Here is a 26,378-nt window from a genome sequence, read left to right as displayed (position 1 = left end):
CTCAGGCTCTCAGCGTCGCGCCGAGCTTGGCGGCGGCGGCGACGATCTTGGCCGAGATCGCCTCCAGCTCCTCGTGGCTGAAGCTCCTCTCGACCGGTTGCAAGGTGACCTCCAGGGCAAGCGACTTCCGGCCTTCGGGCACGCCCGCGCCGGTGAACAGGTCGAACAGGCTCACCGCCGTGATCGCCGCCTTGTCGGCGCCGCGTACGGCACGCAGCAGCGCGTCGGCCGCGGTCGCCGCGGGCACCAGGAAGGCGAAGTCGCGCTTCACGGCCTGCAGCGGCGGCGGTGCATAAGCGTCGCGCATGTGACCCGTGCCGCGCTTGGCCGGAACGGCGTCGAGGAAGATCTCCGCCGCCATCACCGGGCCGGCAAGGTCGAATGCCCTGAGCGTCGACGGATGCAGTTCGCCGAACTCTGCCAGCACGTTCTTGGGGCCGAGGCAGAGCCTGGCAGAACGGCCCGGATGGTAGACCTGTGAGGCCGGCCCAAGCGTCTGCAAATTCTCCACCCTAGCGCCCGTGGCCGCTAACAGGGCCAAAGCCTCGGCCTTGGCGTCGAAGCTATCGAAGGGCTGGGCGCGGCCGCTGCGCCAGTGGCGCGGAGTGCGCTCGCCGGCGAGCAGCAGGCCGACCGTCGGCCGCTCAGAGTCGGGGAGATAACGGCGGCCGAGTTCGAACAGGCGGACGGCGTCGGCGCCTCGCGCGAGGTTGCGCCGGGCGGCGGCGAGCAGGCCGGGAAGAAGCGAAGGCCGCATCACCTTCAGCTCCTCGCTGATCGGATTGGCGAGCACCCACTGGCCGCCACCGAACGACGCCGCTTCGGCTTGCGAGACGAAGCTCCAGGTGATGGCTTCGCTGAGACCGCGGGCCGCCGCGGTCCGGCGAACGCGCCGCTCAACCAGTTGCTGAGGGGTTGCGGTGGCTGACGCGACGCCTGCAAATCGGGGAAGCGGGCTCGATGGCACATGGTCGATGCCGTGGATCCGGACCACTTCCTCGACGATATCGGCCGGGCCGCTGACGTCACGACGCCAGGATGGGACGCGGATCGTCCAGTCTGCTTTGCCCTCAACGCCGAAGCCGAGGCGGCCGAGAATCTCGCGCTGTCGAGCTTCCTGTATCTCGACGCCGGCAAGCTGGAGCGTCCGCTCCGGCCGGTAGGCGATGCCGCGATCCAGCTGCGGGGGTGTGCCCGCCCGCACGATGTCGGAAGGCTCGCCGCCGGCAAGCTCCAGCGCCATGCGCGTGGCGAGGGCCAGGCCGGCATCGAGGAAGGTCGGGTCGACGCCGCGCTCGAACCGGGTGCGGGCGTCGGAGGTTAGGCCGAGCTTCTGGCCCGTGCGGGCGATCGTGCCCGGATCGAAATAGGCGCATTCGATCAGGATGTCGGTCGTGCCGTCCTGCACGCCCGATTCCTCGCCGCCCATGATGCCGCCGATATCGTGGACGTGGGTGTGGTCGGCAATCACGGTCATGCTGGGGTCGAGCGCGTAGCTCTTGCCGTTTAGCGCGACGAGTTCTTCTCCCGATCGCGCCTTGCGGGCGAGAAGCGCGCCCTGGAGCTTCGCCACGTCATAGACGTGCAAGGGCCGTCCGTAGCTCAGCATGATGTAGTTCGTCATGTCGACGAGCGCGCTGATCGGGCGCTGGCCGACCGCTTTCAGCCTTTGCTGAAGCCAAGCGGGCGAGGGTCCGTTCCTCACGCCGCGGATGACCCGGCCGAAAAAGGCGGGGCAGCCTTCAGGGTCCTCGGTGCGGATATCGACCGGGCACGGGAAAGCGCCTTGCGCCTCCGCGATCTCGATCGGCTTCAAGGTGCCGACGCCCGCCGCGGCCAAATCGCGGGCGATGCCGTGCACGCCCATCGCGTCCTGGCGGTTGGGCGTGATCGCGACGTCGATCACCGGGTCGTCGAGCCCGGCATAGCGTGCGAAGTCGGCGCCGACGGGCGCGTCCTGGGCGAGCTCGATGATGCCGTCATGCTCGTCGCCAAGCTCGAGTTCGCGCACCGAGCACATCATTCCGCGGCTCTCGACGCCCCGGATCGCGGCCACCTTGAGGGTGAGGTCGCTGCCCGGCACATAGGCGCCCGGCGGACCGAACACCCCGAGCAGGCTGGCCCGCGCATTTGGTGCGCCGCAGACGACCTGGATCGGCTCGCCGTCGCCGGCGTCGACCGTCAGCACCTGGAGCTTGTCCGCCTGCGGGTGTCGCTCGGCGGTGAGAACCCGGGCAACCTTGAACGGCGCGAGCTTTTCGGCAGGGTTCTCGACGCCCTCGACCTCCAGGCCGATCCGGGTGAGAGTCTCGACGATCTCGTCCAGCGACGCCTGCGTGTCGAGATGCTCCTTGAGCCAAGACAGAGTGAACTTCACGCGCCCACTCCCCCGCTCAGCGTCGGCACATCGAGCGCCGAGAAACCGTAGTGGCGCAGCCAGCGAAGGTCGCCGTCGAAAAAGGCGCGCAGGTCATCCATGCCGTATTTGAGCATGGCGAGCCGATCGATGCCGCAGCCGAATGCGAAGCCCTGCCATTCGTCCGGATCGAGCCCGCAGGCTTCCAGCACCTTTGGGTGAACCATGCCGGAGCCGAGCAGCTCCATCCACCTGTCCGAGCCGCCGAGCACGCGCCGGCCGTTCTGGACTGTGTAGCCGACGTCCACTTCGGCCGAAGGCTCGGTAAATGGGAAGAAGCTGGGGCGCAGCCGAAGCACGATATCGTCGCGCTCGAAATAGGCTTTGAGGAAAGTCTCCAGCGTCCATTTGAGATGGCCGAGATGGATGCCGCGATCGATCACCAGGCCTTCGACCTGGTGGAACATCGGCGTGTGGGTCGCGTCCGAATCCGAGCGATATGTCCGGCCCGGCGCAATGATCCGGATCGGGGGCTTCTGCGACATCATCGTGCGGATCTGCACCGGAGAGGTGTGGGTGCGCAGCAGCATGCGTCGACCCTCCCCGTCCGTCTGGTCAAAATAGAAGGTGTCGTGCATCGCCCGGGCGGGGTGATCCTCGGGGATGTTGAGCGCGGTGAAATTGTGCCAGTCGTCCTCGATCTCGGGGCCGGTCGCGACCGAGAAACCGAGGTCGGCGAAGATCTCGGCGAGTTCGTCCATGACCTGGCTGACCGGGTGGACGCCGCCCTGTGACCCGGGCGCGGCAGGCAGCGTCATGTCGAGCGTCTCGGTCGCGAGCTTACGGTCGAGCTCGGCCGCTTCCAGCGTGGCCTTGCGGCCGGCGATCGCGTCCGTCACCTGCTCGCGCAGCTGGTGGATGCGGGGCCCTTCCGCCTGCCGCTCCTCGGCCGTCATCTTGCCCAAGCTCTTCAGCAGCGCCGTGATCAGCCCCTGCTTCCCGAGCGCGGACACACGCTCGGCTTCCAGCGCCGGCAGGTCCGGCGCCGCATGAATGCGGGTTAAAAGGTCTTCGGTGTCAATCGCCATGCGGGCGCCCTCTAAGGCGTCCGCTGCCGCGCGTCACCCTACTTGGCGGCCAGCTCCGCGACCTCGATGACCACCGGGCGATCGAATTGCAGCCCGGTCAGACCGCCGCTGGTCCAGCGCACGGAGGCGGGCACGATCTCACCGTCCGCCGACAGAATCTCGACCGATCGGGCGGCCACCAGCCCGGAAGGTGCGTCGACCATCACGCCGCCGCTGGAGATGTTGTGAACCGCGAAGGCTTGCGGCGAGCCGTTGATCAGGAGGCGCACGATCCGACCCTCGCCCGGCTGGCGCTCGTCGCGGCGCCGTTCGGCCCAGTCTACCGAACCGCTGAAGCTGCGGCTTCCAGCGACCGGCACATATTTGCGCTCGCGTCCGCCGCTATCCCCCCAATGGGCGTCGGCGAGCGGAAGCGCGGTGTGGCAGAAGACGCACTCGGCGGTGATCCGCCCGACATACCATTGCGCCCGCCCGCAGCCAGGGCAGTGGTTCGCCTCGTTGGGACGAAACAGCACCTGATAGCCGCGCGCCGACAGATCGAACTTGAAGCCGCTCCGCCCGGCCGGAGCCTCCGTCACCACGCCACCCATGCCGCCCTCGCCTGAAGCTTGAGCGATCCGCTTTAGGGCCACGCCCTTGCCAATATCTTACTGCGGCGGCGAATTAATCAGCCGAGGAACGGATATGGGGAGATCGTTTTCTGGAGCTCGCTGAGGGCTAAAGTCCGGCCAACAGGGGCAGCGGCGCGTTGCGGACAACGCTGGCGCGGACAAAGGGCGCAGGCGGGGCCAATCGGGGTGACATAGGGGTCCGACAGGTCAAGACCGTCCGCATAGACGATGCGGGGTGCATGCTTGACGTCACATCCGAGGCCGACGGCGAGCTGGCTGCTTTCTCGGGGATCCAGGCGGACAGCGCGATCAACGGTGCGGCCGATCGTGAAGAAACGCTGGCCGTCCGGCGTTTCCACGATCTGGGTGGCGACCCGGCCGGGGGTCTGGAAGGTAGCATGGAGGTTCCAGCGCGGGCAGGTCCCGCCGAAGCGTGAGAAGGGAAAGCTCTCGCCCGCGAAACGCTTGGAAATGTTGCCGGCCGAATCGACCCGCAGCATGAAAAAGGGGATTCCGCGAGCGCCGGCGCGAGCGAGCGTGGTCAGCCGATGCGCAACCTGTTCGACGCTGACGCCGAACTCGGCGCAGAGCCGATCGATGTCATAGCGGTGCCGCTCGGCCGCGGCGAGGAAGCCTGCGTAAGGCATCACGATCGCGCCGGCCGCGTAATTGGCCAGACTCATGTGAAGCATGCGCCGGCTGGGTCCGTCCGGTGGGGCGGCGCTGTCCAGCATACGAGTCAGCATGGCGCGAAACTCGAACAGCGCGACCTGGTAGGCGAGCGCGAACGTACGGCTCTCGGGGCGCAGCAGCTCGGACAGCATCAGCCGCTTGCGATGGTAATCATAATGCTGGGAGGCGAACTCGAGCGTTTCCGGCGGCAGGATGCGCGTCTCGACCCCGAAACCCTCCTTGAGCCGCTTGCGCAGGCTCCCGAATATGGCGAGCCGATCGCCCAGCGCGCCCGCGAGCGTCTCGGCGGCTTCTTCGAGGTAGGTGAAATGATTGCGCTGGGACTGGATATAGTCCCGCACCCAAGTTTCGGGCGTGACCAGAGCATCCCCACCCTCAGCCGCACCTTGCGGAGCGTTCCGGCGGTCGAGCAGGGCGGTGTACAGGCGGGATATCGCATCAGCCACAGCCGGAGCGTTGTCAGCCACCTCGACCAACTCGTAGCGGGGAACGCCGAGGTCGCTGAACAACGGATCGGCAAAAATCTCGGCCAGATCGTCGGCCCCTGTACCCTCGCCTTCAGCGGTGAAGCTCTTGAGATCGACGTCGTACGCTTGGGCCAGGCGGAGCAGCACCTGGGCAGTGAGCGGCCGTTGATTGCGCTCAAGATGGTTGAGATAGCTGGGCGACACGCCCAACCCGCCCGCCATCGCGTTCTGGTTGAGCCCGAACTCACGTCGCAGCCGGCGCAGGCGCCCGCCTAGGTACAGTTTACGTTCCGCAGCCACTCTGGTCAGACTGTCAACTAATGACAGGAGTCGCAAGTCACAACGTGACACTCCGACCCTTTCTGCTGCTGCCAAACCCGCGAAACTCACGTTCACTCCGGAGAACCAGAAACAACGGGGTGCCTAGTATGTCAGACTTCAGCAGCGTGGTTCCGGCTCCGGCAAACCGCTTCAAGGGGATCAAGCGGCCCTACGATGTTGCCGAGGTGGAGCGGTTGCGAGGCTCGGTCCCGATCGAACATACGCTCGCCAGGCGCGGCGCCAGCCGGTTGTGGGAGCTGCTCAACAGCGAGGATTACGTCAACGCGCTGGGCGCGCTGTCCGGCAACCAGGCGATGCAGATGGTCCGCGCAGGGCTGAAGGCGATCTACCTTTCGGGATGGCAGGTCGCGGCCGATGCGAACACGGCCGGCGCCATGTATCCGGATCAGTCGCTCTACCCGGCCAATGCCGGCCCGGAGCTGTGCAAGCGCATCAACAAGACCTTGCAGCGCGCCGATCAGATCGAGCATGCCGAGGGCGGCGCGCAGCGCGACTGGTTCGTGCCGATCGTGGCCGACGCGGAGGCGGGCTTCGGCGGGCCGCTCAACTGCTTCGAGATCATGAAGGCCTATATCGAGGCCGGCGCCGCAGGCGTGCACTTCGAGGACCAACTCGCGTCCGAGAAGAAATGCGGCCACCTTGGGGGCAAGGTTTTGATCCCGACCCAGGCGCATATCCGCAATCTCGATGCGGCACGTCTTGCGGCCGATGTGTGCGGTGTGCCGACCGTCCTCATCGCCCGCACCGACGCCGAAAGCGCCAAGCTCATCACGTCCGACATCGACGAACGCGATCACGAGTTCCTGACGGACGAGCGAACCCCCGAAGGCTTCTTCCGCCTGAAGGAGGAAACCGGTGTGGATCACTGCATCAAGCGCGGCATGGCCTTTGCCGAGCATGCCGACCTGCTTTGGTGGGAGACCAGCCATCCCAACCTGGCGGACGCCAGGCGTTTCGCCGAAGCCGTGCAGAAGGCCCATCCCGGCAAGATGATGGCGTATAATTGCTCGCCATCGTTCAACTGGGAAGCGAAGCTCGACAAGGACACGATCGCGAGGTTCCAGCGCGAGCTCGGGGCGATGGGCTACAAGTTCCAGTTCGTCACCCTGGCCGGCTTTCACCAGCTCAACCACGGCATGTTCGAACTCGCCCGCGGCTACCGGGATCGCGGCATGGCCGCTTATTCCGAGCTCCAGCAGGCGGAGTTCGCCAGCGAGCCAGACGGCTACACCGCCACCCGCCACCAGCGCGAGGTCGGCACCGGCTATTTCGATCTGGTCGCGCAGACCGTCTCAGGCGGCCAGGCGTCCACCACCGCGCTCGCCGAATCCACCGAAGCCGAACAGTTCATCACCGCCGTCGCGGCGGAATAAGGAGACTCGATATGACCAAACGCTACTGGGTAATCGGAGGGGAGTATCAGGATCCTGACTTCCGGGCGCTGATCCCGGGCACGGAGAAAATGTCCGGACCCTTCGAAGACGAGCGCAAAGCACGCACCGAATGGACCCGGCTCACCTGCTGCCCCGAGCGCGCCACCGCCACCACCCGTTACTCGATCGCGGCCGAGACGGTGCATTGAGGGCCAGTTGCAATTAGAGCGAACCGGTCTGGTTGGCGAGGAGTTCGATCAGAAGCCGATCTTGAAGCCCACGAAACCCGACACTTCATCATGCTCGGGATGTTCGAAGGTGGCGCTGGCCTGAATCTGGAGGGCCACGGCCTGGCCGAGTTCGAACGATACGCCGCCCTCGATCCTGCCGTAAACATCGTCCTGAGCGTGTTCCGGTTCGAAGCTGTTGACGATGAGCGGCGAGGCCGTGTTTGAATAGAGGATTGGGCGCCCGCTGCTGTCCAGCTCCTTCTCGGCGAGCAGCTTGGCGTGTGGCGTGATCGAAAGCCCGCCCAGCTCGGTCTCCGCTTCGGCTTCGATCCCGGCAAAGCCGATCAGCTCGCTCACCCGCTGCCGACCGACGTCCAGGGTCAGCACCGGGTCGCCACTTTCCGTAAAGCCGTCCAGCGTGGCCCGCGCATATTGAACGCCGATGACCGGTCCGGCTTTCGCGCCTGCCAGGTCAAACAGATAACCAGCCTCGCCGCCCGCGACGAAGCTCTTGCCGTCGGTTTGCGCTGAAATCTCGTCGATCACGGCAGGGCGGCGGATGTCGTAGTCGAGCCAGCCATAGCCCACATAGACTTCCGCGGACGCGCCTCCGGCATCGAACTTCCCGTAAGCGCCGAGCTGCCAGGCATCCGCGCGGACTCTCCCGCCCCGGATGAAGTCCGCTTCCGGGCGGGAATAGGCAATGACGGCGCCGAGCACGCCGGGGCCGAACGCATATTCAGCGCCCGCCGCAGCGCCGAAGCTGTCATAATCATAAGCAAAGCTCGACTGGCCGCCCGCGACATCGTGGCTGGAAGTGAGCGCGACCAGGTAGACTGAGAGGGGGTTCTCCGCTCCGCTTTCCGCCAGATCCAGCCGGCCACTCATCAGCTGTCCAAAGGCCGAAGCGTTGGAAAGGCCAACATCGCTCTGCGCCTCGAAGCTCAGCGGCGCTTCGAGCTGGCTCACGGCATATAGCCCCACGATCTCGAAACCGCGCGAGGTGAGATGCACCTGATCGACATAGAAGAGAAAGCGGTCGAGCAACTCAGGGTTGGTGGTCACGCACGCCGTGGGACAGGCGCCCGCGCTCTGCAGGCCAAAGGCGGCGAGATTGGCTTCGACAACATCGCCGATCCGGTTGATGTCCAGGTAATTTACCGTGACCCCTTGCGCAGCATAGCCGGCCACCGCCTGTTGAATGAGGCCGTTATAGGCGTTGGAGTAAGCGGAGCCGACCGCCGCGACCGGAAGCCCGCGCACTTCGGGCAAGCGCCCAACGTCCCCGCCGAGCACGGTCATGTTCTGGACACCGGCCCCGACCAGCAGGTTCAAGTTGCGGATCGCGTCGCCGGCGGCGAGCTGCGCCTGGCCCGGCACGCCCGCCTGCAGCGTCGTGATCTGCGCCGCCGTGGGGTTCAGCCCCAGGTTGCGCTCATAGGCGCGCGCATCGTTCGCGCCGATGTTCAGGACGAGAAGATCGTCCGGCGCGAACGTCCGGTCCGAGCGCGGAAAGGCCGCAGGGCCGCCGCCGGCGAGAAAAGACTGCACCTGAAGATCGAAGGCCTGCACCTGCGGCAAAGTCGTATTTTGCGCCCGGGCCACCGCGCCACCGATGCCGAAGTTAAGCACCGGCACGTTCAGCTCCCGCGCCATCGTGTCGACGAGATTGGTGCCGTTGGAGAAACGGCCGTTGGGATAAATGGCCGGGCGCGGCGTGCCGGTCAGTTCGAAGACATTGCCGTCGTCGATATAGGAGTCGCCAAGCGCGATGATCCGGTTGACCCGCTGCGCTTCAGCCGCCGCCGGCGCCAAAAGAGCCGCAAACGCGGCAGCACACATCAAGCTTGCGCGAGAAAGCAACATAAACCCCCCCCTGTTCGGCCGACGCCCGTCAACCGATTATAACAGAAGGAATACAGCGCTTGTCTCTACTGACAAGCGCGTAAATGCCTCGGCTGCGCCCATTCGCTTCAAACGAAAGGGCGCGAAGAGTTGCCCCTTCGCGCCCTCAAAACTGGCTTGGCTGGTTCAGGCCTGAGCTTGTGACGGCTCCGCCGGAAGCGCAGATTGCGCCTGCGCGACGATGGCGCGGAAGGCGTCGCCTTCGTGCATTGCAATGTCGGCAAGCACCTTGCGATCGAGGTCGACCCCGGCAAGCTTCAGGCCGTGCATGAACTGGCCGTAGGTGAGGCCCTCTGCCCGAACCGCGGCATTGATGCGCTGAATCCACAGAGCCCGGAAGCTCCGCTTCTTCACCTTGCGGTCGCGATAGGCATACTGGCCGGCCTTCTCGACGGCCTGGCGGGCGATGCGGATCGTGTTCTTGCGACGGCCGTAATAGCCCTTCGCCTGATCCAATAGTCTCTTGTGGCGGGCCTTGGTCGTGGTCCCGCGTTTCACGCGTGCCATGTGTCAGCCCTCCTACTTGAGACCGTAGGGTGCCCACAGCTTCACCCGCGCCGTATCGGCGTCGGCAAGCACTGTGGTCCCGCGGTTGGTGCGAATATACTTGGCATTATGGCTGATCAGGCGGTGCCGCTTGCCAGCGACGCCATGCTTGACCTTGCCGGTGGCAGTGAGCTTGAAGCGTTTCTTGACGCCGCTCTTGGTCTTGAGCTTGGGCATTTTCGTCTCCTTTGCCACCACGGGGGCGGACGATTGGGAACAGCCACGGCAGCCCTAGATGGCCGGGCGGTTCGGTTGTTTCCTAAGTTGGAAAGCCGGGGCCTATAACGGTGCGGCCCGCGAGGTGCAAGCACTGCTCCGTTCTGCCGTGCCATCGCCCGTCACGGCGGAGCGGTTGAAGGAGCATAGGGTAAGTGAACGATCCTCCCGACGAAGAAACCGGCGCAGAGGCACGCCGCGCCGCGGCGCTTGCGCGGGCGGCGCTGATTATCGCCTGCGTCGCGCTGGCGGTCGCGATCCTCGGCCTATTCCTTCCGATTTGACCCGGCGGGCTGGGCGGGGCTAGCGCGACTGGATGTCCGAAACCGCCCGAGCCCTCGTGGACCGCGCCCGCGCGGCCGCACTTCGCGCTTACGCGCCTTATTCCGGCTTCAGCGTCGGTTGCGCCGTTGAGTCCTCGTCAGGGGACATCGCGGTCGGCGCGAACATGGAAAATGCCTGCTACCGCCTCGGTGTCTGCGCCGAAATCTCGGCGCTGACCGCGGCGGCGCAGGCCTTTGGGCTCGGCCAGATTGTCCGGATCGCCGTCAGCGGAGGGCATCTTCGGGAAGATGGCCGGCTGACGGGGCACATGCTGGTGACGCCTTGCGGCGGATGCCGGCAGGCTATCTTGGAGGCGGCTCATGTGGCCGGCCGGGACATCGAGGTCGTGTCCGCAAACGGCGATGGCAGCGAGCTGCGGTTGATGCGGATTTCCGAGTTGATCCCGTTCGGCTTCGGCCCGGCGAACCTGTCGGACGCCGATCGGGTCGATGCGGGCGGCTAGCGGCGCGTCGGGACCGGCCGGCTTGCGATCAGCATCTGCAACCGCACGACGGCGGCGTGGAGCAGGCGGCGGGTCATGCGCCTTCCCCCTGGCTATCCACCGCCAGCCATCCTGTCAGAAGATAGGCGAGGATCATGACCGGGAAGAGGTAGATGGCGGTCGCAATCAGGCCGAGCCTGACCAGCAGGGGATCGACATCGGCCCAGCGCGCGAAGCCGGCGCAGACGCCCATCAACTTGCCGTTTTCTTTGTCGAGAGTGAATGGGCCGTTCATGTCGTGAGCTCCGGTAAGCAACAAGTTGGAAGAGGCGGCCGGCCTCTCAGATGAACTGAGAGACCGGACCGATCGCGGCGGAGAGGAAGAGAGTGCTGGCGAGAGCCGCACCGACCACCGAGGCGAAAAGCTGCTGAGCGGAACCGAAATTGAAGGTCATTGTCTGTCTCCCTAAACCTGCCGCTGGTTGATCCCGCGGCATGCCAACAGCTTTGCAGGGAGCGTGCCAAGTTGCAGTGGCGGAAATCCGGCCCTTAAGCGTATAGTGGAGCCGAATTCTACTCTGACGCATGTCCAGATGTTGGGATTTCGCGCCGAGACTTGGGAAGTTGCGCGGCGAGCGAACGAAGTTCGCGTTCGCCCTGTCCGTTTCCGGACAGATCAGGCCGCCGCTGGAGGCTCCCAAAGCTCGATCGCATTGCCTTCGGGATCGTGAATGCGCGCAAAGCGCCCCACGCTTGGGTCGTCCCATTCAGGCTTGGTGATGATCTCGATGCCGGCAGCCCGAAGCGTGTCGAGCAGCGCGTCGATCTCGCTGACGCGCAGGTTGATCATGAAGGCCTTGTCCGGCGCGAAATAATCGGTGTCATTCTTGAAGGGCGCGAACACCGTCGGGCCGCCAACGGTTTTCCACGACCATTCGTCCGGCTCGCCGTCCCCGGTCGCGTTGCAGCCCGCGCCGATGCCGAGATGCTGCTTGTACCATGCGTTCAACGCGTCGGGATCGCGCGAGCGGAAGAACAGTCCTCCCATTCCGAGCACCGGCATGCCGCGTCTCCCCCTGCACTCCCGTAACGAACCTGCTTATTCCTTGAAGGGCCCATGCGTCCAGAGCTTGTCGCCCGCCCTGCGGAGGCATAGCTTAGGAGCCAACAGCCAGAGGAGACCAGCCTTGTCCCACCACCAAGGACCGATGCTTTGCCCCGTTGACGGCGCCACTCTGGTGATGAGCGATCGTCAGGGCGTGGAGATCGACTACTGCCCGACCTGCCGGGGCGTCTGGCTCGATCGGGGCGAACTCGACAAGATCATCGAACGGAGCAACGCGCACAATGCGGGCGCCACTCGCGCGGCCGACCCGGCCGCAACCGGCTACGCGCCCCAGCCTGGTTTCGGCGGCGGCTACCAGCAGGGCTACCACCACCCGCACCACAAGCGCCGCAAGTCGTTTCTGGAAGATATCTTCGATTAACCGCAGGCGGTTCCTTTACGCTTTGGCAATCGCGCGGGCATAGACGAAGGGCGTTCCCACTTGGCGCCGGGCAAAGGGGCGGACCGGCGCTCGGCGGGCCGCTTGTTTGCCCAGGAATCCGCCATGCGCCTCGCCGCCCGTCTTGCCAAAGCACTGACTGACAGCCGCTCGATCCGCTGGAGGCCGGAAAATCGCGAGCAGGTGCTCGCCCGGCTCCTGGTCAAGCGTGCCGAAGCCAAGGCGGCCGGGCTGGACAAGCTCGAGGCCGATTTGCGCCAGCAGATCCGGTGGGCGTTGCCGATGCACCGGCTCAGCGATCCTGCTATGGAGCCGGGAGATGGATCGGCCCCTGTTCACGATCGGCTATGAAGGTCGCACGCTCCAAGAGTTCCTCGACGCGCTGAGCGGCGCCGGCGCCGAGCTGCTGATCGATATCCGTGCGGTCGCGGCATCCCGCCGCCCCGGTTTCTCAAAGACGGCGCTGGCGGGTTCGCTTCGGGAGGTCGGGATCGACTATGTCCACCTGCGGCCGCTCGGAACGCCGAAAGCGGGGCGGGATGCGGCCCGCAGAGGCCGAATCGATGAGATGCGGCGGATCTACGAAGACCAGCTTGCCACACCCGAGGCGCAGCTGGCCTTGCAACAAGCGGAAGCGGCAGCTCTCGATCGGCGGACGGCGCTGCTCTGCTTCGAGCGAGATGCGGGCAGTTGTCACCGCGCGATCGTGGCGGAGCGACTGGAAGCGCAGAGTGGGTTCGAGGTGCGGAACCTCTAGAGGAACCCTCATCCCGAACTTGTCTCAGGCTCCAGCTACTCACCCTAGGTTCGCGTCCAAGATGGATGCTGAAGTAGTTCAGCATGACTGAAGGCGGGTCAGCGCGCCTCCAGCGTTCCATCCGCGCGCACGCCGGCCTTGGCCAGTTCCGGGCCGAGCCGGCCGGTGAGCCACAGCCACCACATCTTGAAGTCGGCCGCGAGCGACCAGCGCGGATAGGTGAAGGTCGCGGGCCGGTTGCGCTCGACCACGGCGTGGCTCGCCCAGGCAAAGCCGTAGCCGGCGAGCGGCATCGCGATCAGCAGCCACCAGGTGCCGGTCGCGACCGCCGCGGCGGCGATCAGCACGACCAGGCTGGTTCCGACATAATGAAGTGCGCGCGTCCGCGGCTTGGCATGCTCGCGAAGGTAGAAGGGCCAGAATTCCGAAAAGTTCGCACAGGTTCGCATGGCCCTTAACCTCCCCGTCAGCTGCCGACGTTGGAACCTTCGGGCGGGACGGCCCGACCGGCTCGTTGAGGCGGCCACGCCCGCTCCGCCTCCAGGAGCGCAATCCCGCTCATGCGCCTCTACTCCTTGGCGGCGACGCCCGCGCCTTCCTCCCCGAAGGCTTCGATCGTGGACTGGTCCTGCGCGTCATGGGCGGGCGCTTTCTCCACCGGCGTCTGGGCGCTGGCCTGGCCGAGCACGTCGGAGTTGCGGCTGCCATCGCCCGGATCGTCGGACATCTCGTTATTCTGGTTTTCGGTGTTTTGCATGGAATCGGGGTTGTGCTGGTTTTTCGGCATGACTTGCTCCTTTGGTTGCACCAAGAAGCGCCCGGACGCGAAGCCGGTTCCGTTGGGAAGGCAGGCGGGCGCGGCCGTCCCGCAACTCGTCGCACCATCGGCTTGCCAGCATGCTACGTTCGTGGCAGGCTTGCTGCACTAGATCACCGGCACACCGGATAAAAAGAAAGACAGGGGAACGTGATGGGAGTTTCGCGGCGGCTTGCGGGCGGTGCTCTGGTGACGACGCTGCTTGCCTCGGCAGCCATGTCGGGCGTCGCGCACGCGCAGGAGACCGGGGACGCGCCGCCGCCGACGCCCACCCAGCCGGCGAGTGTCGAAGGATCCAGAAGCTACACCCCCGCCGACTTCGCCCGATTTGCGCCGCGCACCGCGCTCGACATGCTGCGCCAGGTGCCGGGCTTCTCGATCGAGGGCGTCAGCCAGGAGCGCGGTCTCGGGCAGGCCAGCGGCAACGTGCTGATCAACGGCCAGCGCATTTCCGGCAAGTCCAACGATGCCGTCACCGAACTCGGCCGCATCTCGGCCGATAGCGTCGTGCGCATCGACATCGTGGACGGCGCGACGCTGAACATCGCGGGGTTGGCCGGCGAAGTCGCGAACGTGATCGTCAAGGCGGGCGGGGCCAAGGGGCAGTTCGAGTACCGACCCGAGTTCCGCGCCCGCAACACCGATCCGGTGCTGACCCGGGGGGCCGTATCCCTCAGCGGTGAAACGGGCCCGATCGGCTATACAGTCGGGCTGCGCAACGATGCGAACGCGGGCGGCGCCGACGGGCGAACCACCATATTTGGCCCGGACGGCAGCCCGATCGACTTTCGCGATGAGTATTTCTCGCAATTCTTCGATCAGCCGAAGCTCAGCGGCAGCATCAAATATGACGGGCCGGGGAGCCAGGTCGGCAATCTCAACGGGTCGTTCCAGCTCTTCCTGCTAGATTTCATCGAGGTTTCGCGCCGGTCCGGCCCCGGCCAGGTCGATCGCACGCGGCGCTTCATCCAGACCGAGAACGAGCATAATTACGAGGTGGGGGGCGACTATGAATGGGCGTTGGGGCCCGGGCGGCTGAAGCTGATCGGGCTGCACCGCTTCGAGCACAGCCCGAGCGTCACCACGTCGGTCATTTCGTTCGCCGATGCCTCGGCTTCGACCGGCAGCCGCTTCACCCAGACAGGCGATGAGACCGAGACGGTCGGCCGCATCGAATACCGATTGAAGAGCGGCAGGAGCGATTGGCAATTCTCGGGCGAAGCCGCATTCAACAGCCTCGACAATGTATCGGGGCTGTTCGTCCTCGATCCCGATGGCGAGTTCGAGGAAGTGCCGCTGCCCGGCGGCACCGCCAAGGTGACCGAGCAACGTTACGAGATCGCCGCCACCTACGGCCGGACGCTATCCCCCAAGCTGTCGATCCAGGCCTCGCTCGGTGGCGAATATTCGAAACTAGAGCAGACCGGGGAGTTCGGCAAAAGCCGCGCCTTTTTCCGTCCCAAGGGCTTCGTCTCCGCCGCCTGGAAGCCGAACTCCACGCTGGATGTGAACGGGAAGCTCGAACGCTCGGTCGGGCAGCTCAACTTCTTCGACTTCCTCGCTTCAGTGAACCTCGGCGGTGGTAGCCAAAACGAGTCCAATCCCGATCTCGTGCCGCCGCAGAGCTGGGACGCCGAAGTCGAACTCAGGCAAAATCTCGGCCGCTATGGCAACACGACTCTCAAGATTTACGGGCAGCTGATCGACGACATCATCGACCAGGTTCCGATTGGCGAATTAGGGGAAGCCCCGGGCAACATCGAACGCGCTACGGTACTTGGGCTGGACTGGCGAAGCACCTTCCAGATGGAGCCGCTTGGGCTCAGAGGCGCCAAGCTCGACACGCGTCTGCAGCTTCAGCGCACCCGGCTCGACGATCCGCTGACCGGCGAACCACGGCCCATCAGCGGCGAGCTCGTCCGCTTCGCCGAAGCGATCCTACGCTACGACATACCGGAGACGGATTGGGCGGTAGGCAGCTCCGCATCGCACTTCAGACCTTCGAAAAACTTCCGCTTGCGTCAGCTCGTCTTCTCGAACGAGGGACCGGTTTTCCTCAATGCCTATGTCGAGAACAAGGACGTGTTCGGGCTGACGGTCCGCGCCACGGTCGGGAACCTCCTGGACGCCAACTCGATACTGGACAGGATCAACTATGTCGGACGCCGAAACGGGCCGGTCAGTTTCGTCGAGGAACGACGCCGCAAGATTGGTCCGATCTTCTCCTTCGCAGTGAGTGGATCGTTTTAGGGCGCGTGGCGACGAACGGCAGTGCTCCTGAGGAAGCAGGAGACTGAAACATGAGAGGCTGGGCTCCTGCCTTCGCAGGACACGGGCTATCTAACGTCGCGCGAGCTGCTGGCGCTTGAAGCTGGCCCGCTCCGGCTGCTGAACCGGCATCGGTCCGCCTTCCGGTAGCGCGACGTCGTTGGACCAGACCTCCAGCGAGGCCTTCTGGCCGGCCTGGCGGCATTGCGCGACGACAACTGGGTAATCCGCGTCCGAGTGCCGCATCAGCGTGTCTTCTGACGCCGACTGGCAAGCTTCGACGCTGGTGAAGCGTGTGTCTACGATGGCAACTTGCTGGCAGGCGGCTTCGCCTTCGCCGCAGCCTAGGATCGCAAGGACGAAATATGCCGGACCCATCACGCTTCCCCCACTCGGTACTGAATCTGCAAACTCTTTGCGAATCAGACCGTTCCAATTGATTCACGTCCGTAACTTGGGATGCCGGCGGCGCACGCCTACATAGACGGACATGTCTCCCCCAGCGACGAACATGCAGACCGGCACCGAGGCGGGCTGGGGTACCCTGCGGCGCTTCCTCCCTTATCTCTGGCCGGCCGACGCGCCGGGCCTGCGCGCGCGGGTGGTGATCTCGTTTGCGCTGGTGCTGGTCTCGATCGCGATCACCACGCTCGTGATGCCGCTCGCCTTTGGCGAAGCGGTCAATCGGATGACGGCGGGAGCCGAGGCCGGAGTCGCGATCGCGGTTGCGCTGGTGGTCGCTTATGCCGCCGCGCGGTTCGGCGGCGTGTTGCTGGACAATTCACGCAACGCCGTGTTCGAGCGGGTCGGCCAGGATGCAACCCGGCGGCTTGCGGAGTCCACCTTTCGCCACCTGCACGACCTGTCGCTGCGTTTCCATCTCGAGCGGCGCACGGGCGCGGTCACCAAGGTGATCGAGCGCGGCACCAAGAGTATCGACATGATGCTCTATTTCCTGCTGTTCAACATCGCGCCGACAATCGTGCAGCTGCTGCTGGTGCTGGGCCTGTTCTGGGTCAAGTTCGGCTTTGGCCTCGTCGCGGCGACTTTGGTGATGGTCGCGGCGTACATCACCTACACTCGGATCATCACCGACTGGCGGACACGGCTGCGCGCCGAGATGAACGATCTCGACACGGGCGCCGTCGCCCGGGCGGTGGACTCGCTCCTGAACTTCGAAACGGTGAAATATTTCAACGCCGAGGATTGGGAAGCGCGCCGCTACGGCCAGGCAACGCTTCGCTACCAGGAAGCGGCGATCAAGAACGAGACCTCGCTCGCCTGGTTGAATGTCGGCCAATCGCTGATCACCAACCTGATGATGGCGGGCGCAATGGCCTTCACCGTCTGGGGCTGGTCGGCAGGTCGCTTCTCGCCCGGCGACGTGGTGGTGGTGAACACATTGCTCGCCCAGCTTTTCCGGCCGCTCGACATGCTCGGCATGGTCTACCGCACGATCCGGCAGGGCCTGATCGACATGGAAGCCATGTTCGATCTGGTCGATACGCCCGCCGAAGTGAACGACGCGCCGGGCGCGCCGGACCTCAAGGTTGGCGCGGGCGAGGTTCGATTCGAGAATGTGTCGTTCGCTTACGATCCCGAGCGGCCGATCCTCCACAATGTGAACTTCACGATCGCGCCCGGCTCGACCCTCGCCGTGGTCGGCCCGTCAGGTGCGGGCAAGTCGACCCTCTCGCGCCTGCTGTTCCGATTCTACGATGTGACGGGCGGCCGGATCGCCATCGACGGTCAGGATATCAGGGAGGTCACACAGGCGAGCCTGCGGCGCGCGATCGGAATCGTCCCGCAGGATACCGTGCTGTTCAACGACACGATCGGCTACAATATCGGTTACGGCCGTGAAGGTGCGAGCCAGTTCCAGATCGAGGAGGCCGCCCGCGGCGCCGCCATCCACGACTTCATCGCCAGCCTGCCGGACGGCTACCAGGCGATGGTCGGCGAGCGCGGACTCAAGCTTTCGGGCGGCGAGAAGCAGCGGGTGGCGATCGCTCGCACGCTGCTCAAGGATCCACCGATCCTGATCCTCGACGAAGCGACAAGCGCGCTCGACAGTCGCACGGAGGCGGCGATCCAGGAGACGCTGCGGAAGGTTGAGCACGGCCGGACCAGCATCGTCATCGCACACCGCCTGTCGACCGTGGTCGACGCCGACCAGATCCTCGTGCTCGACCAGGGGCGCGTCGTCGAACGGGGTTCGCATGCGCAGCTGCTGCGGCGCGGGGGTCTCTACGCCGAGATGTGGACCCGCCAGCAGAGCGAAGGCGAGGAGCAGGCCCAAGCGGCAGAGTGACCATGCTAGGAAAGCCTGGCCGAGCCGCACTGGCCGGGCCGGGTTGCGGCCGATAGGGCGGGCCATGACCACGGTCCCAATCACCGAAACCGCGGCGCCGCTGCTCGAGCTGCTGGACCTGGCCGGAGTCGCCGTCTTCGCGATCTCCGGCGCGCTGCTGGCGGCGGCGCGCCGACAGACGCTCGTCACCTTCATCTTCTTCGCGGTGGTGACCGGCGTCGGCGGCGGCACCGCGCGCGACCTGCTGATCGGCGCACCAGTCTTCTGGATGGGCGAGAACCGCATCCTGCTCGTCTGCCTGGCGGCGGCGCTGATTGTATGGCTGTCGCCCCGGCGTCTCTGGCGTGGGCGAGCTTTGCTCTGGTTCGACGCCGCCGGGCTCGCCACTTACTCGGCCTTCGGAGCCGCCAAGGGCCTCGCCTTCGGGGTGGCGCCCTTGCCGGCGATCGCGATGGGCGTGCTGACGGCGTGCCTGGGCGGCATCATCCGCGACGTGCTCGCCGGTGAGCCGTCCATCTTGATGAGGGCCGAGCTTTACGTCACTGCAGCGGCGCTCTCGGCGGCCATGGTAGTGGGGCTTCTGCTGCTTGGGGCCGCACCGCCGCTGGCCGGAGGCATCGCCGCCATGGCCGGTTTCGCGCTTCGCGCAGGCGCGATCGCACGCGGCTGGAAGCTGCCCGCCTACCGCCGTTGATGTGCCTAGCCGGGCGATACTGACACTATCTGAGCTGGGGCGCGCGAGCTTGACGCGGCTGGCGCATCGGTCTTCGATCGCACGATGAAGCTCAGGCTCTCATTCCTCCACATCATGGACCCGACCACGCGGGAGGACACGAACAACCCGGTCGTGATCGGCTTCGCGATCGTCCGCTTGTCACCCCTCCTGCTCGAACTGGCGGCAAGCGAAAGCGACGCCACCTTTGAAGACTGATGCCGAGAGCATTGCCTTGGTGCTCTTCTCTACGCCACACTCTCCCCATGGCCCTCTCCTTTACCGCGCTTCTTCTTGCCGCGCTCGTTGCACCTCAGGAGAGCGGCTCCGCCCGGTGGGGCATCAACAAAGGGGTGGAATATTGCTCGCTGATCCGTCGGGCTGATCGCGGCGACTATTCGAGCTTGCTCGTCCGCAAGGTGCCGGGCGCCGGTCTCGAGCTGTGGCTCACCGATACCGGACGGGCGCCGTTCTTCGCACCCGGGCAGCCGATCAGTCTCTTGCTTCAGCCGGGGAATGTCCGCCGTGAACTGCCGACGCTGCTTCGACGGCTGGACGACGGACGCGCCCTGATCGCCCATTCGCCCCCGGAGTTCCTGGACCAGCTCGCCGGAGCGGAGGCTGTCTCGTTCAGCCGGAGCGGCAAAGTGCTCTTCGAAGCGCGGTTATCGGGCACTGCTAAGGCCGTTGCTTCGCTCAGGAACTGCGAACAAACGAAGCTACGCGAATGGGGCGTAGATGCGAGCCTCGCGCTGTCGCGTCCTGCGGTTGCCAAGGCGAACCTCGGCGCGCTTGTTTCGGACTCCGATTATCCATCGGAAGCCTTGGCCGACGGCAAGGGAGGCCAGGTGACAGCCCGGCTTGACATCGACGTCTGCGGGGCCGTGACTGGCTGCGCGGCAGTGGCCAGCGGCGGCCATCCAGCGCTCGATCAGCGCACCTGCAAAGTCCTGTCTGAGCGAGCGCGTTTCGAGCCCGCTCTAGATCTCAAGGGGGCACCGGCGGCAAGCTCGATCATCGTCCGGATTACCTGGTTGCTGCCGGCATCTTAGATCGGTGTTGCGGCTGAAGCCGGGGAGGGGCCGCTTAGCGGGTCAGGAAAGCGGCTAGCCAGGTCGGCAGCATCCTCCGCTCGCGCAAGCTCGGAGGAGCGGCCGAGGCGGCTGGGCATTCCAGGCAACGGGCCTGGATTGCTGGGCCGGCCAGGATCGTCTGGGCATCGGCGAGCGCGCGGGCGAGCAGGAGCTGCGGGCGGATTGCCAACCGGCTGAACGCGTCGGGAGCGCCGGCTTGTTCGTCGGGGCCGCCCATGCTTTGCAGCAGCCGGTCCAGGAAGGATGGCTCCTTCTCGAGGTATACGGCCGTTGCGTTGGCCGGGTCCAGCTTGGCCCGGCGGGCGGCTTCGGCAATCGCGTCGTCGAGCGAGCCGAAGCGGTCCACCAGGCCGAGCTGACGTGCGGCGCCGCCATCCCACACCCGACCCTGGCCGATCTCGTTGACACGCTCGACCGGCAGCTTGCGGGCCGCGGAAACGAGCGACAGGAAGCGGCGATAGGTGCTTTCGATACCGGTCTGGATCAGCCGGTCGGCTTCCGGCGAGGGGCCGCGCAGCAGATCGGGCTCGCCGGAGAGCGGGGTCGTCTTGATGCCGTCGACACCGACGCCGAGCTTCGCCAATGCCCCCTCGAAGCTCGGCAGAATGCCGAACACGCCGATCGAGCCGGTGATCGTTTCCGGCTCGGCCAGGATGGTGTCCCCCGCCGTCGCGATCCAGTAGCCGCCGCTCGCGGCGACCGAGCCCATCGAGATCACGACCGGCAGCCCGGTGCTCTTGGCGTCGAGCACGGCCCGGCGGATGCGCTCGGACGCCGTGGTCGAACCGCCGGGTGAATCAACCCGCACCACCAGCGCCGCAAGGTCGCTGTCGCGCAAGCCCTTCTCGATATGCTGAGCGATCGTATCGCCGGCGGCGGTGCCGGGGCCAGCGGTTCCGTCGACGATGTTCCCGGCGACCGTGACGACGCCGATCTGCCCGCCGCGCGGCGCCGGGTTCGCGGAAACCCAATTGTCGAACCCGATCGCCTTGAAGCTGCCGGGCACGTCTTCGTGGAGAACGCCGCCAAGAGCCGCCAGGCGCTTGCCGTACTCGGTGCGGTCGCCGAGCCGGTCGACGAGACCGGACCGGAGCGCCGCCTGGGCCATGTCGCCGCCGGCCTGTGCGATCCGTTCCGCCGGCGCCGCCACATAGGGCAGGATCTGCGCTTTGGGCCGGGCCGCCCGAACCTCGCCCACCCAGTTCTCCCACAAAGCCGCGGCCAGCGCCTGATTGGCCTGCCGCGCTTCGGGCGACATGTCGGTGCGGGTGTAAGGCTCGACCGCAGCTTTGAATGCGCCGGCGCGATAGACGTTCGCGGTCACGCCCAGTTTGTCGAGAAGGCCCTTGTAGTAAAGGTTGGCGCCGCCGGGGCCCGTCACCAGCACCGCGCCGAGCGGATTAAGCCAGACCTCGCTTGCATGCGCCGCCAGCAGATAGCCGTCGTCCGTATAGCCCGTGGCATAAGCGACGACCGGTTTGCCGGCGCGGCGCACGCGGTCGAGTGCCTCGCCGACATCAGACAATGCAGCCTGGCCGCCGCCAAGGAAGCTGTCGAGATCGAGCGCAACCGCTTTGACGCGAGCATCGGTGGCCGCCGCGTCCAGCGCGCGGATCACATCGCGCAGCCGATATTCGCGCGTGGCCGGCAAGCTGCCGCTGAGCAGGCTGAACGGATCGGCCTCGGCAGGCTGCTCGACGACCGTGCCCTTGAGGTCGATCACCAACGCGCCTGCGTCCCCCACACCCACTTTGGGGCTCGCGGACAGGGCAGCATAGAGCAGCCCGAAGAAGAGCAGCATGAACAGCAGCACCATGCCGTCCTTGATGCCGACCAGAAGCCGCCAGACTTTACCCACGAATCGCATCCGCTACCGCCCTTCTCGCCTTTGCGGGCCTATCTAGGCGCTTCCGCTTTGGAGTGTGAGTGCCGATCGGAAGCCGAGCGCAACGGGCTTGACGGAACATGAACAGCGCCTACATGCAAGGTCGTTAGCACTCTCCAAGGATGAGTGCTAATCGGGGTTCAACCAGGCAACTGATCACGCGCCAAAACGGGGCGAGGCGGCTGCCCGTAAGTAAGAGGAAGTGAAAGCATGAACTTTCGTCCGCTCCATGACCGGGTGCTTGTGCGCCGTGTCGAAGCCGAGGAAAAGACCGCCGGCGGGATCATCATTCCCGACACGGCCAAGGAAAAGCCGCAGGAAGGCGAAGTCGTCTCGGTCGGCACCGGCACGCGCGGCGAAGACGGCAACGTGACGCCGCTCGACGTCAAGGCCGGGGACAAGATCCTGTTCGGAAAGTGGTCCGGCACCGAGGTCAAGCTCGACGGCGAAGACCTGCTCATCATGAAGGAAAGCGACATCCTCGGGATCGTCGGCTGAACCTTAACTGCAACTCAATATAGGGAATTCAAAACATGGCAGCGAAAGACGTACGTTTCTCGCGCGACGCTCGTGAGCGCATCATGCGCGGCGTCGACATCCTCGCCGATGCGGTGAAGGTCACCCTCGGCCCTAAGGGCCGCAACGTCGTCCTCGACAAAAGCTTCGGCTCCCCTCGCATCACCAAGGACGGCGTCACCGTCGCCAAGGAGATCGAGCTCAAGGACAAGTTTGAGAACATGGGCGCGCAGATGCTGCGCGAAGTGGCTTCGAAGACGAACGACCTCGCCGGGGACGGCACCACCACCGCCACCGTTCTGGCTCAGTCGATCGTTCGCGAAGGCATGAAGTCGGTCGCGGCCGGCATGAACCCGATGGATCTGAAGCGCGGCATCGATCTCGCCGTCGTCAAGGTCGTCGAGGACCTCAAGGCGCGTTCCAAGCCGGTCAGCGGTTCGAACGAGATCGCCCAGGTCGGCATCATCTCGGCCAACGGCGACACCGTCGTCGGCGAGAAGATTGCCGAGGCGATGGACAAAGTCGGCAAGGAAGGCGTGATCACCGTCGAGGAAGCCAAGGGCCTCGAGTTCGAGCTCGACGTCGTCGAGGGCATGCAGTTCGACCGCGGCTATCTGTCGCCTTACTTCATCACCAATCCGGAGAAGATGCAGGTCGAGCTCAACGATCCGTACATCCTGATCCACGAGAAGAAGCTGTCGAACCTGCAGGCGATGCTCCCGATCCTGGAAGCGGTTGTCCAGTCGGGCCGTCCGCTCCTGATCATCGCCGAGGACATCGAGGGCGAGGCTCTGGCCACGCTCGTCGTCAACAAGCTGCGCGGCGGCCTCAAGGTCGCGGCGGTCAAGGCTCCGGGTTTCGGCGATCGTCGCAAGGCGATGCTCGAGGACATCGCGATCCTGTCGGGCGGCGAGATGATCAGCGAAGATCTGGGCATCAAGCTGGAGACCGTCACGGTCAACATGCTCGGCCAGGCCAAGCGCGTCACCATTGACAAGGACAACACGACCATCGTCGACGGCGCAGGCCAGGGCGAGAACATCAAGGGCCGCGTCGAAGCGATCCGCCAGCAGATCGAGAACACCACCAGCGACTATGACCGTGAGAAGCTGCAGGAGCGTCTCGCCAAGCTCGCCGGCGGCGTTGCCGTGATCAAGGTCGGCGGTTCGTCCGAGATCGAGGTCAAGGAGCGCAAGGACCGCGTCGACGACGCGCTTCATGCGACCCGCGCCGCCGTCGAAGAAGGTATCGTCCCCGGCGGCGGTACGGCTCTCCTCTACGCCACCAAGGCGCTTGAGGGCATGAAGGGCGTCAATGACGACCAGACCCGCGGCATCGACATAGTCCGCCGCGCGCTGCAGTCGCCGATTCGCCAGATCGCCGAGAATGCCGGTCATGACGGTGCTGTCGTCGCGGGCAAGCTGATCGACGGTGAAGACCAGACGATCGGCTTCAACGCGCAAACCGAGGTCTACGAGAACCTGGTCCAGGCCGGCGTAATCGATCCGACCAAGGTCGTCCGCACCGCGCTTCAGGACGCGGCGTCGGTTGCCGGCCTGCTGATCACGACCGAAGCGGCCGTTTCCGAAGCTCCCGAGGACAAGTCCTCCGGCGGCGGCGGCGGCATGCCCGGCGGCGGCATGGGCGGCATGGGCGGCATGGACTTCTGATTTCGGACGGGAGCAGCGAAAAGCTGCTCCCGACACGAAATCAGAACGGCCGGCGGGTCGGCCTTCGGGTCGACCCGTCCGACGTCACAGGCGGGCTTCGCCCGCCTGCTGCCTGCGCAAAGAAACGAAAGGCCGGAGATCTACGTCTCCGGCCTTTCTCATGTCCTCCGTCCGAGTAAGCTTCCCGAAAGACGACCCTGCTAACCCTTCAATGCGCCCGGATTTGTTCGGGCGGGAGGAATGGTTGATGAGCTTTCGGACGAGCCTATTCGGAAAAATCCTACAAGGCGCCGGAGAGAAGCTTCTCCAGGCCGCTGCGGAAGAACTCACTCGGGCTGCCGCCGACGCCAAGGCCAGGCAGAGCGCTGAAACATCAGATGCCCGCAGCTTTGGTCGGCGCGATCTCGGCTCGCAACGATCCGGGGGCGGTTTCCGCCGGGCCGGGTCGCCTCCGCCCGTTGCGGAGAAAGTCTCCGTCGTGCTGCGCCGGCAGGTCCCGGTTCGCTTCGAAGAGCCGCCACGCTCCTGGATCGGCGGCCGTCCGATGATGCCTGACGATGTCGTCTGGCCGATCGCGCTCAACTCCGAGTACCCGGAGCGCGGCCGCTGCCCCCTCCATTTCGTCGCGCAGATCGCCTGCGCCGACTTGCCGACTGAGCTTTGGGGCGGGCTCGGGCCACGCACCGGGTGGTTGCTCCTGTTCCTGAGCGGCGAAGACTGGGACGTGATGAGCAACAAGGAAGCGTTGCAGGTCCTACACATCGCGGAACTCGGCCCGGAACAGGAGCCGCCGCCGAACATCGGACCCGTCCACAACGAGCTCTACACAGGCCCCGATTACAAATTCGTTCGGAGCCAAGACGACGTGCCGGGCGAATGGCGACATTGGCCCGTCGATCTGATCACCATCCCGAATCGGCCGATTGAGAACGACGACGCCCGCTTGACGGTCATCCCCGATGATTTCGCCTCGACGCTCTACGACGGCGCTCCGGTTTCGCCCGATCAGCGGGTCAGCGCGCCGCCGCAGCCGCCTTTTAGCTGGCGCGGTGCGCTCTATGTCATTGACAGCATCATCCGCTCACTGTCGATCACACGCTCACTGCCGAAGCTGTCACTGAGAAGCGGCGACCGCGAGAAGATCGAGGCCGCCGGCTGGTTCGAGACTACGATTGCCGCGCTGGACGGTGCAGCGGCCAAGTGGCTGGAGAGCCCGGGCTGGCGTATCGCGAACGAGGCGGTTCCGGACGATGTTGAGGCCGAGGCCAAGCGGCTCGAGCGCCGTGCGGCTATCCAGAAGCGACTGGACCGGATCGCGAAAGTCCGAGCGTTGCTGGTTCGGGTCGACCGGCCGGATGCGCTCTGGTCGTTTCTCGAGAGCTCGATCGAGGACTATCTGGCTTGGCGCTCGGCCGCTATAGAAAGAGTTTGGGCGCTGCGCCAAGAAGTGCTCGCGCACGATCTCGACTCGCGTCTACCCGAAGCGGATTGGGCCCGCTTGCGCGATATCCTGACCGCGGGTCGGCAGGAATATTGGTTTCTCGGCAATCACCATGACATCGAAAGTATGTCGCCGATACCGACCGCAACCTCGCTGCTGCAACTGGGGGAGAGCGGGCTGCAGGCCGCCTTGGTACAGATAGCCGCTGATTATCACACCCGGTCGCCGGAGCTCCGCGCGCTGATCCCGCCAGCGTTGATCGTTTCGCTGGAGCCGCAATGGCGGCAGCTTTACAACAATCGGCCGCACCGGATGGGAGGCATCCACGACGCCATCCAGTCAGACCCCAGACCCGGCCCAAGGAGTGACGTCCTCCTGTTTCAGATCGCCACGGACGACGCGATGCACTGGGTCTGGGGCGACACCGGCGCGTATTACGCGTTCATCGGCACGGACCGGCTGGCGAGCGCCGACTTCAGCAAAATAGACGCAAGCTTTGAAAATCACTGATCACTGCTTCGCCGGCGTTCCGTTCGCCTGGCCCGTGTCGAGGCCGGTCTCGTCCGCCCCGTTCAGCGCCTCGGGCGCCGAATCGAGCATGTTCGCTGCATTGTTCAACTCGGCATTTTCATCGGCCGTGAGGCCGCCCTCCTGGCCACCTCCGCCGCAAGCCGTGAGCAGCGCCAGCGCCGCCAAGCCAACCAGACCTGCCCTCATCTCAATCTCCGTTGTTTGTCGCGAGCCTAGCCGGATCGCGCGCAAAGAAAAGGGGCCGCGAGCTGATGCCCGCGACCCCGATCTTCACGCGT

At 65.5% G+C, this 26,378-nt stretch carries 29 protein-coding genes; 15 read left to right on the top strand and 14 right to left on the bottom strand.

Features of this window, described 5'->3' with window-relative positions; all coding sequences use genetic code 11:
• Position 1: 1 nt before the first annotated feature.
• Genes pheT through VF631_RS04655 form a run of 4 tightly spaced genes read right to left on the bottom strand, consistent with a single transcriptional unit; the run spans position 2 to position 5,515 of the window.
• Positions 2–2,377: a phenylalanine--tRNA ligase subunit beta gene (gene pheT, locus VF631_RS04670; RefSeq protein ID WP_431849113.1), complete on the bottom strand. Its 2,376-nt coding sequence runs from the start codon at positions 2,375–2,377 to the stop codon at positions 2–4.
• A complete protein-coding gene (pheS, locus tag VF631_RS04665) occupies positions 2,374–3,444 on the bottom strand; it encodes a phenylalanine--tRNA ligase subunit alpha (RefSeq protein WP_431849112.1) in 1,071 nt (356 codons plus the stop codon). The genes pheT and pheS overlap by 4 nt, the downstream gene beginning before the upstream one ends.
• Positions 3,445–3,482: 38 nt before the next feature.
• Positions 3,483–4,076, bottom strand: coding sequence for a PilZ domain-containing protein (locus tag VF631_RS04660; protein ID WP_431849111.1), 594 nt, complete (start codon positions 4,074–4,076; stop codon positions 3,483–3,485).
• 35 nt (positions 4,077–4,111) lie between these two features.
• Entirely contained in the window at positions 4,112–5,515 is a 1,404-nt protein-coding gene (locus VF631_RS04655) for a helix-turn-helix domain-containing protein (RefSeq protein ID WP_431849110.1), read from the bottom strand.
• Positions 5,516–5,643: 128 nt separating this feature from the next.
• Between VF631_RS04655 and aceA the strand changes: the two genes are divergently transcribed.
• Both aceA and VF631_RS04645 read left to right on the top strand, forming a co-directional pair.
• The gene (gene aceA, locus VF631_RS04650) at positions 5,644–6,930 is read left to right on the top strand and encodes an isocitrate lyase (RefSeq protein ID WP_431849109.1); all 1,287 of its coding nucleotides are present in this window, start codon (positions 5,644–5,646) and stop codon (positions 6,928–6,930) included.
• 11 nt (positions 6,931–6,941) lie between these two features.
• On the top strand, positions 6,942–7,139 hold the full coding sequence (locus tag VF631_RS04645) for a DUF4170 domain-containing protein (protein WP_431849108.1): 198 nt from the start codon (positions 6,942–6,944) through the stop codon (positions 7,137–7,139).
• A gap of 48 nt (positions 7,140–7,187) precedes the next feature.
• Here VF631_RS04645 and VF631_RS04640 read toward each other — a convergent pair whose 3' ends face one another.
• The 3 genes from VF631_RS04640 to rpmI form a co-directional block, all read right to left on the bottom strand.
• Positions 7,188–9,002: an autotransporter domain-containing protein gene (locus tag VF631_RS04640; protein ID WP_431849107.1), complete on the bottom strand. Its 1,815-nt coding sequence runs from the start codon at positions 9,000–9,002 to the stop codon at positions 7,188–7,190.
• Between the two features lie 189 nt (positions 9,003–9,191).
• Positions 9,192–9,572, bottom strand: coding sequence for a 50S ribosomal protein L20 (gene rplT, locus VF631_RS04635; RefSeq protein WP_431849106.1), 381 nt, complete (start codon positions 9,570–9,572; stop codon positions 9,192–9,194).
• 12 nt (positions 9,573–9,584) lie between these two features.
• Positions 9,585–9,788: a 50S ribosomal protein L35 gene (rpmI, locus tag VF631_RS04630; protein WP_431849105.1), complete on the bottom strand. Its 204-nt coding sequence runs from the start codon at positions 9,786–9,788 to the stop codon at positions 9,585–9,587.
• A 194-nt stretch (positions 9,789–9,982) separates the two neighbouring features.
• Here rpmI and VF631_RS04625 point away from each other — a divergent pair, with 194 nt between their 5' ends.
• Both VF631_RS04625 and VF631_RS04620 read left to right on the top strand, forming a co-directional pair.
• Positions 9,983–10,111, top strand: coding sequence for a hypothetical protein (locus VF631_RS04625; protein ID WP_431849104.1), 129 nt, complete (start codon positions 9,983–9,985; stop codon positions 10,109–10,111).
• Between the two features lie 32 nt (positions 10,112–10,143).
• Positions 10,144–10,614 carry a cytidine deaminase gene (locus tag VF631_RS04620; RefSeq protein ID WP_431849103.1) on the top strand — a complete coding sequence of 157 codons (471 nt, stop codon included), beginning with the start codon at positions 10,144–10,146 and terminating at the stop codon, positions 10,612–10,614.
• 73 nt (positions 10,615–10,687) lie between these two features.
• On the opposite strand, the gene VF631_RS04615 is transcribed toward VF631_RS04620, so the two are convergent.
• Together VF631_RS04615 and VF631_RS04610 are read right to left on the bottom strand one after the other, a co-directional pair.
• Positions 10,688–10,888 (bottom strand): PspC domain-containing protein, encoded by a 201-nt coding sequence (locus tag VF631_RS04615; protein ID WP_431849102.1) that lies wholly within the window; start codon positions 10,886–10,888, stop codon positions 10,688–10,690.
• Between the two features lie 381 nt (positions 10,889–11,269).
• The gene (locus VF631_RS04610; RefSeq protein ID WP_431849101.1) at positions 11,270–11,656 is read right to left on the bottom strand and encodes a VOC family protein; all 387 of its coding nucleotides are present in this window, start codon (positions 11,654–11,656) and stop codon (positions 11,270–11,272) included.
• Between the two features lie 145 nt (positions 11,657–11,801).
• Between VF631_RS04610 and VF631_RS04605 the strand changes: the two genes are divergently transcribed.
• The 3 genes from VF631_RS04605 to VF631_RS04595 all read left to right on the top strand — a co-directional run bounded on the left by VF631_RS04605 (position 11,802) and on the right by VF631_RS04595 (position 12,855).
• Positions 11,802–12,080, top strand: a complete 279-nt coding sequence (locus tag VF631_RS04605; protein ID WP_431849139.1) for a zf-TFIIB domain-containing protein — start codon at positions 11,802–11,804, stop codon at positions 12,078–12,080.
• 123 nt (positions 12,081–12,203) lie between these two features.
• On the top strand, positions 12,204–12,449 hold the full coding sequence (locus VF631_RS04600; protein WP_431849100.1) for a hypothetical protein: 246 nt from the start codon (positions 12,204–12,206) through the stop codon (positions 12,447–12,449).
• Positions 12,418–12,855: a DUF488 family protein gene (locus VF631_RS04595; protein WP_431849099.1), complete on the top strand. Its 438-nt coding sequence runs from the start codon at positions 12,418–12,420 to the stop codon at positions 12,853–12,855. Before VF631_RS04600 ends, VF631_RS04595 begins: the two co-directional genes overlap by 32 nt.
• A gap of 98 nt (positions 12,856–12,953) precedes the next feature.
• Here the strand turns inward: VF631_RS04595 and VF631_RS04590 are convergent, their stop codons facing one another.
• Positions 12,954–13,304, bottom strand: a complete 351-nt coding sequence (locus VF631_RS04590; RefSeq protein ID WP_431849098.1) for an Mpo1-like protein — start codon at positions 13,302–13,304, stop codon at positions 12,954–12,956.
• Between the two features lie 119 nt (positions 13,305–13,423).
• On the bottom strand, positions 13,424–13,612 hold the full coding sequence (locus tag VF631_RS04585) for a hypothetical protein (RefSeq protein WP_431849097.1): 189 nt from the start codon (positions 13,610–13,612) through the stop codon (positions 13,424–13,426).
• Between the two features lie 249 nt (positions 13,613–13,861).
• Here VF631_RS04585 and VF631_RS04580 point away from each other — a divergent pair, with 249 nt between their 5' ends.
• The gene (locus VF631_RS04580; RefSeq protein WP_431849096.1) at positions 13,862–15,922 is read left to right on the top strand and encodes a TonB-dependent receptor plug domain-containing protein; all 2,061 of its coding nucleotides are present in this window, start codon (positions 13,862–13,864) and stop codon (positions 15,920–15,922) included.
• Between the two features lie 90 nt (positions 15,923–16,012).
• Here VF631_RS04580 and VF631_RS04575 read toward each other — a convergent pair whose 3' ends face one another.
• Positions 16,013–16,318 (bottom strand): hypothetical protein, encoded by a 306-nt coding sequence (locus VF631_RS04575; RefSeq protein WP_431849095.1) that lies wholly within the window; start codon positions 16,316–16,318, stop codon positions 16,013–16,015.
• A gap of 112 nt (positions 16,319–16,430) precedes the next feature.
• Here VF631_RS04575 and VF631_RS04570 point away from each other — a divergent pair, with 112 nt between their 5' ends.
• The 4 genes from VF631_RS04570 to VF631_RS04555 all read left to right on the top strand — a co-directional run bounded on the left by VF631_RS04570 (position 16,431) and on the right by VF631_RS04555 (position 20,015).
• A complete protein-coding gene (locus tag VF631_RS04570; protein WP_431849094.1) occupies positions 16,431–18,251 on the top strand; it encodes an ABCB family ABC transporter ATP-binding protein/permease in 1,821 nt (606 codons plus the stop codon).
• Between the two features lie 64 nt (positions 18,252–18,315).
• A complete protein-coding gene (locus tag VF631_RS04565) occupies positions 18,316–18,945 on the top strand; it encodes a trimeric intracellular cation channel family protein (protein ID WP_431849093.1) in 630 nt (209 codons plus the stop codon).
• Between the two features lie 84 nt (positions 18,946–19,029).
• Entirely contained in the window at positions 19,030–19,182 is a 153-nt protein-coding gene (locus tag VF631_RS04560; protein ID WP_431849092.1) for a hypothetical protein, read from the top strand.
• A 47-nt stretch (positions 19,183–19,229) separates the two neighbouring features.
• A complete protein-coding gene (locus VF631_RS04555; protein WP_431849091.1) occupies positions 19,230–20,015 on the top strand; it encodes a TonB family protein in 786 nt (261 codons plus the stop codon).
• A gap of 34 nt (positions 20,016–20,049) precedes the next feature.
• On the opposite strand, the gene sppA is transcribed toward VF631_RS04555, so the two are convergent.
• On the bottom strand, positions 20,050–21,924 hold the full coding sequence (gene sppA, locus VF631_RS04550) for a signal peptide peptidase SppA (RefSeq protein ID WP_431849090.1): 1,875 nt from the start codon (positions 21,922–21,924) through the stop codon (positions 20,050–20,052).
• A gap of 228 nt (positions 21,925–22,152) precedes the next feature.
• Here sppA and groES point away from each other — a divergent pair, with 228 nt between their 5' ends.
• The 3 genes from groES (at position 22,153) to VF631_RS04535 (ending at position 26,079) form a co-directional block, all read left to right on the top strand.
• A complete protein-coding gene (groES, locus tag VF631_RS04545) occupies positions 22,153–22,440 on the top strand; it encodes a co-chaperone GroES (protein ID WP_431849089.1) in 288 nt (95 codons plus the stop codon).
• A 35-nt stretch (positions 22,441–22,475) separates the two neighbouring features.
• A complete protein-coding gene (gene groL / locus VF631_RS04540) occupies positions 22,476–24,128 on the top strand; it encodes a chaperonin GroEL (RefSeq protein WP_431849088.1) in 1,653 nt (550 codons plus the stop codon).
• A gap of 247 nt (positions 24,129–24,375) precedes the next feature.
• Complete coding sequence (locus tag VF631_RS04535) at positions 24,376–26,079, top strand: DUF1963 domain-containing protein (RefSeq protein ID WP_431849087.1); 1,704 nt, start codon at positions 24,376–24,378, stop codon at positions 26,077–26,079.
• On the opposite strand, the gene VF631_RS04530 is transcribed toward VF631_RS04535, so the two are convergent.
• Positions 26,080–26,286 carry a hypothetical protein gene (locus VF631_RS04530; protein WP_431849086.1) on the bottom strand — a complete coding sequence of 69 codons (207 nt, stop codon included), beginning with the start codon at positions 26,284–26,286 and terminating at the stop codon, positions 26,080–26,082.
• Positions 26,287–26,378 lie beyond the last annotated feature (92 nt).

This window comes from Allosphingosinicella sp. (genome assembly GCF_036387615.1).
In the GTDB taxonomy this organism is placed as follows: domain Bacteria; phylum Pseudomonadota; class Alphaproteobacteria; order Sphingomonadales; family Sphingomonadaceae; genus Allosphingosinicella.
Note: the sequence above shows the minus strand (reverse complement) of the source record. Positions and strands in the feature narration are given on the sequence as shown.

What these genes read in the sequence shown, in the direction of transcription:
- VF631_RS04605 (WP_431849139.1), top strand. Translation starts at nt 11,802, where the DNA reads ATGCTTTGCCCCGTTGACGGCGCCACTCTGGTGATGAGCGATCGTCAG.
- VF631_RS04535 (WP_431849087.1), top strand. Translation starts at nt 24,376, where the DNA reads ATGAGCTTTCGGACGAGCCTATTCGGAAAAATCCTACAAGGCGCCGGA.
- VF631_RS04615 (WP_431849102.1), bottom strand. Translation starts at nt 10,888, where the DNA reads ATGAACGGCCCATTCACTCTCGACAAAGAAAACGGCAAGTTGATGGGC.
- rplT (WP_431849106.1), bottom strand. Translation starts at nt 9,572, where the DNA reads ATGGCACGCGTGAAACGCGGGACCACGACCAAGGCCCGCCACAAGAGA.
- VF631_RS04565 (WP_431849093.1), top strand. Translation starts at nt 18,316, where the DNA reads ATGACCACGGTCCCAATCACCGAAACCGCGGCGCCGCTGCTCGAGCTG.
- VF631_RS04640 (WP_431849107.1), bottom strand. Translation starts at nt 9,002, where the DNA reads ATGTGTGCTGCCGCGTTTGCGGCTCTTTTGGCGCCGGCGGCGGCTGAA.
- VF631_RS04610 (WP_431849101.1), bottom strand. Translation starts at nt 11,656, where the DNA reads ATGCCGGTGCTCGGAATGGGAGGACTGTTCTTCCGCTCGCGCGATCCC.
- aceA (WP_431849109.1), top strand. Translation starts at nt 5,644, where the DNA reads ATGTCAGACTTCAGCAGCGTGGTTCCGGCTCCGGCAAACCGCTTCAAG.
- VF631_RS04600 (WP_431849100.1), top strand. Translation starts at nt 12,204, where the DNA reads ATGCGCCTCGCCGCCCGTCTTGCCAAAGCACTGACTGACAGCCGCTCG.
- VF631_RS04585 (WP_431849097.1), bottom strand. Translation starts at nt 13,612, where the DNA reads ATGCAAAACACCGAAAACCAGAATAACGAGATGTCCGACGATCCGGGC.
- VF631_RS04530 (WP_431849086.1), bottom strand. Translation starts at nt 26,286, where the DNA reads ATGAGGGCAGGTCTGGTTGGCTTGGCGGCGCTGGCGCTGCTCACGGCT.
- groES (WP_431849089.1), top strand. Translation starts at nt 22,153, where the DNA reads ATGAACTTTCGTCCGCTCCATGACCGGGTGCTTGTGCGCCGTGTCGAA.
- VF631_RS04590 (WP_431849098.1), bottom strand. Translation starts at nt 13,304, where the DNA reads ATGCGAACCTGTGCGAACTTTTCGGAATTCTGGCCCTTCTACCTTCGC.
- VF631_RS04560 (WP_431849092.1), top strand. Translation starts at nt 19,030, where the DNA reads ATGAAGCTCAGGCTCTCATTCCTCCACATCATGGACCCGACCACGCGG.
- rpmI (WP_431849105.1), bottom strand. Translation starts at nt 9,788, where the DNA reads ATGCCCAAGCTCAAGACCAAGAGCGGCGTCAAGAAACGCTTCAAGCTC.
- groL (WP_431849088.1), top strand. Translation starts at nt 22,476, where the DNA reads ATGGCAGCGAAAGACGTACGTTTCTCGCGCGACGCTCGTGAGCGCATC.
- VF631_RS04645 (WP_431849108.1), top strand. Translation starts at nt 6,942, where the DNA reads ATGACCAAACGCTACTGGGTAATCGGAGGGGAGTATCAGGATCCTGAC.
- VF631_RS04620 (WP_431849103.1), top strand. Translation starts at nt 10,144, where the DNA reads ATGTCCGAAACCGCCCGAGCCCTCGTGGACCGCGCCCGCGCGGCCGCA.
- VF631_RS04555 (WP_431849091.1), top strand. Translation starts at nt 19,230, where the DNA reads ATGGCCCTCTCCTTTACCGCGCTTCTTCTTGCCGCGCTCGTTGCACCT.
- VF631_RS04595 (WP_431849099.1), top strand. Translation starts at nt 12,418, where the DNA reads ATGGATCGGCCCCTGTTCACGATCGGCTATGAAGGTCGCACGCTCCAA.
- sppA (WP_431849090.1), bottom strand. Translation starts at nt 21,924, where the DNA reads ATGCGATTCGTGGGTAAAGTCTGGCGGCTTCTGGTCGGCATCAAGGAC.
- pheS (WP_431849112.1), bottom strand. Translation starts at nt 3,444, where the DNA reads ATGGCGATTGACACCGAAGACCTTTTAACCCGCATTCATGCGGCGCCG.
- VF631_RS04570 (WP_431849094.1), top strand. Translation starts at nt 16,431, where the DNA reads ATGTCTCCCCCAGCGACGAACATGCAGACCGGCACCGAGGCGGGCTGG.
- VF631_RS04575 (WP_431849095.1), bottom strand. Translation starts at nt 16,318, where the DNA reads ATGGGTCCGGCATATTTCGTCCTTGCGATCCTAGGCTGCGGCGAAGGC.